The organism is Streptomyces sp. NPDC060198, assembly GCF_042728415.1.
Lineage (GTDB): Bacteria > Actinomycetota > Actinomycetes > Streptomycetales > Streptomycetaceae > Streptomyces.
In genome coordinates this window covers 1-5,301 of record NZ_JBHWZJ010000436.1, presented here as the reverse complement: position 1 = coordinate 5,301, position 5,301 = coordinate 1, and the positions used below count along the sequence as shown (strand labels likewise).

General features: G+C 72.4%; 6 protein-coding genes and 1 pseudogene. 2 read left to right on the top strand and 5 right to left on the bottom strand.

From position 1 onward, the window contains the following. Positions 1 to 67 precede the first annotated feature (67 nt). The 5 genes from ACFWEP_RS31090 to afsQ1 form a co-directional block, all read right to left on the bottom strand. Positions 68 to 286, bottom strand: a complete 219-nt coding sequence (locus ACFWEP_RS31090) for a PspC domain-containing protein (RefSeq protein WP_328723678.1) — start codon at positions 284 to 286, stop codon at positions 68 to 70. 91 nt (positions 287 to 377) lie between these two features. Beyond that, positions 378 to 929 (bottom strand): VanZ family protein, encoded by a 552-nt coding sequence (locus ACFWEP_RS31085; protein WP_387375097.1) that lies wholly within the window; start codon positions 927 to 929, stop codon positions 378 to 380. Positions 930 to 1,184: 255 nt separating this feature from the next. Further along, positions 1,185 to 1,829, bottom strand: coding sequence for a hypothetical protein (locus ACFWEP_RS31080; RefSeq protein ID WP_387375098.1), 645 nt, complete (start codon positions 1,827 to 1,829; stop codon positions 1,185 to 1,187). Positions 1,830 to 1,861: 32 nt separating this feature from the next. Beyond that, on the bottom strand, positions 1,862 to 3,397 hold the full coding sequence (locus tag ACFWEP_RS31075; RefSeq protein WP_387375095.1) for an ATP-binding protein: 1,536 nt from the start codon (positions 3,395 to 3,397) through the stop codon (positions 1,862 to 1,864). Next, complete coding sequence (gene afsQ1 / locus ACFWEP_RS31070; protein ID WP_266708396.1) at positions 3,394 to 4,071, bottom strand: two-component system response regulator AfsQ1; 678 nt, start codon at positions 4,069 to 4,071, stop codon at positions 3,394 to 3,396. Before afsQ1 ends, ACFWEP_RS31075 begins: the two co-directional genes overlap by 4 nt. Positions 4,072 to 4,283: 212 nt before the next feature. On the opposite strand from afsQ1, the gene ACFWEP_RS31065 reads away from it, so the two are divergent. Continuing rightward, on the top strand, positions 4,284 to 5,072 hold the full coding sequence (locus ACFWEP_RS31065; protein ID WP_387375093.1) for a SigE family RNA polymerase sigma factor: 789 nt from the start codon (positions 4,284 to 4,286) through the stop codon (positions 5,070 to 5,072). 136 nt (positions 5,073 to 5,208) lie between these two features. Then, positions 5,209 to 5,289: pseudogene (locus tag ACFWEP_RS31060) on the top strand (SigE family RNA polymerase sigma factor); the annotation flags it as partial. Between the last annotated feature and the right edge of the window lie 12 nt (positions 5,290 to 5,301).

The following is a 5,301-nucleotide window of genomic DNA, read 5'->3' as shown; positions in this document are numbered from 1 at the left end:
GCCTGTCAGGCCGGGTGCCCCACCGCGTGCTCCGTGCCGTGCCCGTCGTGCCCCCGTCGTACCCGCGTCACCAGGCCGTCGCGGACGTGGTGCCCGACGAGGAGGACTTCTCCCCGGGCAGCAGGATCCACAGCGCCAGATAGACCAGGAACTGCGGACCGGGCAGCAGGCACGAGACCAGGAAGATGACGCGCATGGTCGTCGCGGAGGTACCGAAGCGCTGTGCCAGCGCCGCGCACACTCCGCCGATCATGCGTCCGTCGCGGGGGCGAACCAATCCGGCCATGGTGGACTCCTCGGTGAACCGTCCGGGGAGCAGCCGCTGCGGCGCTCCCGATGTATCCATGGTCGCTCCGCCACCGGGAAGGGGCCTCCCTCTACGGTGCGACCCCGACCCTGGAAATCGTCGGGGTCGCGCCCTGAAGGGTCCCGTCGGCCTGCTCCGCGCCCTCGCGCGCGGAGGCCGGCCCGCGTCGCTGCCGCAGCCTGGCCCGGACGGCCGGCACCACCAGCAGGTGCGTGAGCAGCACTCCGGCCGTGTTCAGCAGCAGCGAGTCGATGTCGACCACCTGCCCGGGCACCCCGGTCTGTCCCAACTCGATGGCGAGGGATATCAGCGCGCCCGCGGCGGTCGTCCGGACCAGCGAAGCCCATGGGGAGACGGTGAGCCGCGCGTCGGCCATCGGCAGCAGGAACCCGAGCGGCGCCAGCAGCAGCAGCCCCGCGCCGATGCGCCGTACGGCGGCGGCCGGGCCGAGCGCGAGGTCCGCCTTGATGCCGTCCAGCGGCGTGAAGTTCGCGGCGGTGATCCAGGGGACGTCCAGGGGGCGAAGCGTCAGCCACCCGACGATCACGAGATGCGCGAGGAGAAGAGTGAACCCCACCACGCGGAACAGGGTGACGGCCTTACCGCCGGGACCTTGACGCACGCCCCCCTAGACGTCCCGCCACGAGGGAACGGTTCCGGGCAAACGGCGGGAAGTGGCGCAGACCACGAAACGTGCGCCCCCGTCACGCCCCAGGCGCCCCGCGGACCCCGGCACCCCCACCGGCCGCACAGCACCGCGCCGAGCGGCGGCCGGGCTCACCGGGCCACGGGGACCGCCGGGCTACGGGCGCCACCGGGCCACGGGCGCCGCCGGGCTACGGGCTCACCGAGCGACGGGCACCGCCGGGCCACGGGCTCACCGGGGCGACGGCGTGCTCAGGGTCGGTACGTTCTGCGGCCGGGCCTTCGTCTCCTCCGTGCAGAGATAGGCCCGGGGGGCGTAGCCGTCGCTCGGCCCGCCGAGCAGCACCCCGCCGCCGGTGACGAGCGCGCCCTCCTCCGCGAACGTGCACACCACCTGGGCCAGCGCCTCGGCGGACAGGTCCTCGGGCTGGGTGCTGAGGCGCAGAGCGCCTGCGGGATCGTCGTCGTTGCCGTCCCCGACGGTCAGGTCCGAGGGGACGGCGGTGGTGAAACCGGCCCGCCGCTCACCGGAGAGCGGCGTCTGCCGGATCTGCGCCAGCACCGCCCGGGCCACGCCCAGGCGGCCACCACGCCGGTCGGTGTCCGCGATCGTCCGGTCGGCCGCCACCAGCTCCGACGCGCAGACCAGGTACACCCGCACCCGGTCTTCGGCCGTCTGCGCCCCGGAGTCCGTACCCGCGGTGCGGCAGGGCACCCGGGAGGGGGCGGCCCCCGCGTCGACCGGTACCGAGGTGGACCGGATGCCGCATCCGGCGGCCAGCGCGGTGGCCGCCACCACGAGGACCAGCGCGGTGAACGGGCGGCGCCCGCCCCCCGGCCGCCGCCGGGCCGGACACGGGTCACCGCTGGGCGGCAGGTGTCCCGGCTCCGCCCGGCCGGTACGCCGCCTCACGACTCCTCGCCGTCCGTGCCGTCGCCCGCACCGCGCACGTCGTTCGCGGCGCTCTCGTCCTCGGCGCCGTCGGGGAGCCGCAGGACGAACACCGCGCCGTCCCCGTCCGGGGAGTTGGCCGCGGAGATGGTGCCGCCGTGGATGAGCGCGTTCTCCATGGCGATGGACAGCCCGAGGCCGCTGCCCTCGGAGCGCGGACGGGACGCGCTCGCCTTGTAGAACCGGTCGAAGACGTGCGGCAGCACGTCCTCGGGGATCCCCGGCCCGTGATCGCGTACCTCGATGACCAGTTCCTCACCCTCGGTGCGTACACGTACCCGCACCGGTGAACCACCGTGCTTGAGCGCGTTGCCGATCAGATTCGCCAGGATCACGTCGAGCCGGCGCGGATCGAGCCGCACCATCATGCCGCGCTCCGCGTCCAGGTCCACCGCGTCCAGCCAGGCGCGGGCGTCGATGCAGGCGGTGACCTGGTCGGCGACGTCCACCGTGTCCAGGACCAGCCGGGCCGTGCCCGCGTCGAAACGGGTGACCTCCATGAGGTTCTCCACCAGGTCGTTCAGCCGCCGGGTCTCGCTCACCACCAGATGCACGGCGGGCGCGATCATCGGGTCCAGGCTGTCGGCCTCGTCCTCCAGCACCTCGGCCACGGCGGTGATCGCGGTGAGCGGGGTGCGCAGTTCGTGCGACATGTCGGCGACGAACCGGCGGCTGGACTCCTCCCGCGCGCTCATGTCCGCGACCTTCTTCTCCAGCGAACCGGCCGCCCGGTTGAACGTGCGGGAGAGTTCGGCGAGTTCGTCCGTTCCCGAGACCACCAGCCGGGTGTCGAGCTTCCCCTCGCCCAGCTTGCGCGCCGCCTCGCCGAGCCGCTGCACCGGCCGCAGCACGGTGGTCGCCGCCGCCTGCGCGAGCAGCGCCGCGCCGATCAGCGCCAGCGTGGTGGCGATACCCAGCGACCAGGCCAGGGAGTTGAGGTCCTGGCGCTCCTGGTCGAGCGACTTCAGCATGTAGCCGGTCGGGCCGCCGCCGATGATCCGCGTCCCCGCCACCAGGTACGGGGTGCCGTCGATGCTCGTACGCTGCCAGAACAGGTGGTACTGGTACGTGTTGCCCGAGGTCAGCCGCTGCTGGGCGGACACCTGGCGCTCCAGCGAGCCGGGCACGTCCACCTTGGTGAAGGAGTCCAGGTCCGAGTAGCCGACGATCGGCTTCCCGCCGTCCCGTTCGTCCTCCAGCAGCACCGCGTAACCCGGCCCGCTGTCCGCCATCTGGACGGCGGCGGACTGGAGATCGTCCTTGGTCGGCTGCAACGGCAGCGCCGCCGCCCGGTTCTGCATCTGCCGCCGGAAGTCCCCGAGCGCCGCGTCCTGAGTACGCGTCAGCACCGCTTCGCGGTTGAGCCAGTACGCGATCCCCGACGCCGACACCGCCGCGGTCAAGGCAACCAGGCCGAACACCACGACCAGCCGCAGCCGCAGGCTGCTCCAGCGGAGTCCCGCTCGGACTCCGCGCCCGGCACGTCCACTCACTGAGGCGAGTCCAGCCGGTAGCCCACGCCCCGCACCGTACGGATGAGCGTCGGCGAGGACGGTACGTCCTCCACCTTCGCCCGCAGCCGCTGCACGCACGCGTCCACCAGACGCGAGTCGCCGAGGTAGTCGTGCTCCCACACCAGCCGCAGCAACTGCTGCCGGGACAGGGCCTGTCCGGGTCTGCGGCTCAGCTCCAGGAGCAGCCGCAGCTCGGTCGGGGTCAGCTGGAGGTCGGCCCCGTCCTTGGTGACCGTCATCGCGGAACGGTCGATGACCACGTTCCCGAAGGTCGCCGAGTCCGTCGACTCCCGCTCCCCGCGCCGGAGTACCGCGCGGATGCGCGCGTCCAGCACCCGGCCCTGCACGGGCTTCACCACGTAGTCGTCGGCGCCGGACTCCAGACCCACCACGACGTCGATGTCGTCGCTGCGGGCGGTCAGCAGGATGATCGGCAGCTGGTCGGTGCGGCGGATGCGCCGGCAGACCTCGAAACCGTCGATGCCCGGCAGCATCACGTCGAGCACGACCAGGTCGGGCCGCTGTTCCCGGAGGAGGTTCAGGCCGTCCTCTCCCGTCGCCGCGGTGGCCACTCGGTGGCCCTGGCGTGACAGCGAGAGTTCGAGGGCCGTGCGGATGGCGTCGTCGTCCTCGATCAGCAACAGGAAAGGCACGGACGCCATTCTGTCCCATGGGGTGCCCCAGTTCGACCGCCGGGAGGCACTTCGGTCGCGTGAGTGGCCCCGGAGAACCCTCGGTTGTGACGGTTACGACCCCACGAGGCCTGTGACAGCTCTGTGACAGTCGGCGGACAGTGGCGTGAAACTGCGCGGCCAGACTCAATGGCACACGGTTCGAACGGACTCCACCGACGGGGAGGCGCACGATGAACGCACTGCAACTGCAACGCACCAGCTCAAGCGCGGTTGTCACGCGTCTCCACGACCTCGGACGGGGTCCGGACAAGTCCGGTGCGGTGAACGGGCGGGGGTGCGTTCGCAGCACCGGGCGTCAGCACCCGGCCACGACGGCGGTCGCCGATGTCACGGGGGACGGACCGGGCACGTACGGGGGAACGTACGGGGGACACGGGGGAAGCGCGTACGGGGAGGGCAATACGGGGGAGCGGACGCCCCGGACGGGAGCCGAGGACGCCGAAGCGGCGTTCACGGCCTACGTCCAGGAGCGCCGCGCCTCCCTGTACGCGACCGCCTACCACCTGACCGGCGACCGGTTCGAGGCCGAGGACCTGCTGCAGAGCGCCCTCTTCTCGACGTACCGGGCGTGGGACAGGATCAGCGACAAGGCCGCGGTCGGCGGCTACCTGCGCCGCACCATGACCAACCTGCACATCAGCGCCTGGCGCCGGCGCAAGCTCAACGAGTACCCGACCGAGGAACTGCCGGAGACGGTCGGCGACTCGGACGCGATGCGCGGCACGGAACTGCGCACGGTGCTCTGGCAGGCGCTCGCCCGGCTGCCCGAACTCCAGCGCACCATGCTGGTCCTGCGCTACTACGAGGGGCGCACCGACCCGGAGATCGCGGCCATCCTCGACATCAGTGTCGGCACGGTGAAGTCCAGCATCTGGCGGTCGCTCCGCCGGCTGCGCGAGGACGAGGTCCTCAGCTTCGGACGTGACGAGAAGGAGTCCTTCGGCGAGCTGGTGGCCTGAAGGCGACGGGGGAACGACGGGGCCCGCCGCTCCGGGGGGAAACGGCGGGCAACGGGGACACGGGGGAACGACGGAGCTCGCCGCTCCGGGGGGAAACGGCGAGCGACGGGGGAACGGCGGGGTCGTACGGGCTGGGTCGCTCCGCCGGCTGCGCGAGGACGAGGTCCTCAGCTTCGGACGTGACGAGAAGGAGTCCTTCGGCGAGCTGGTGGCCTGAAGGCGACGGGGG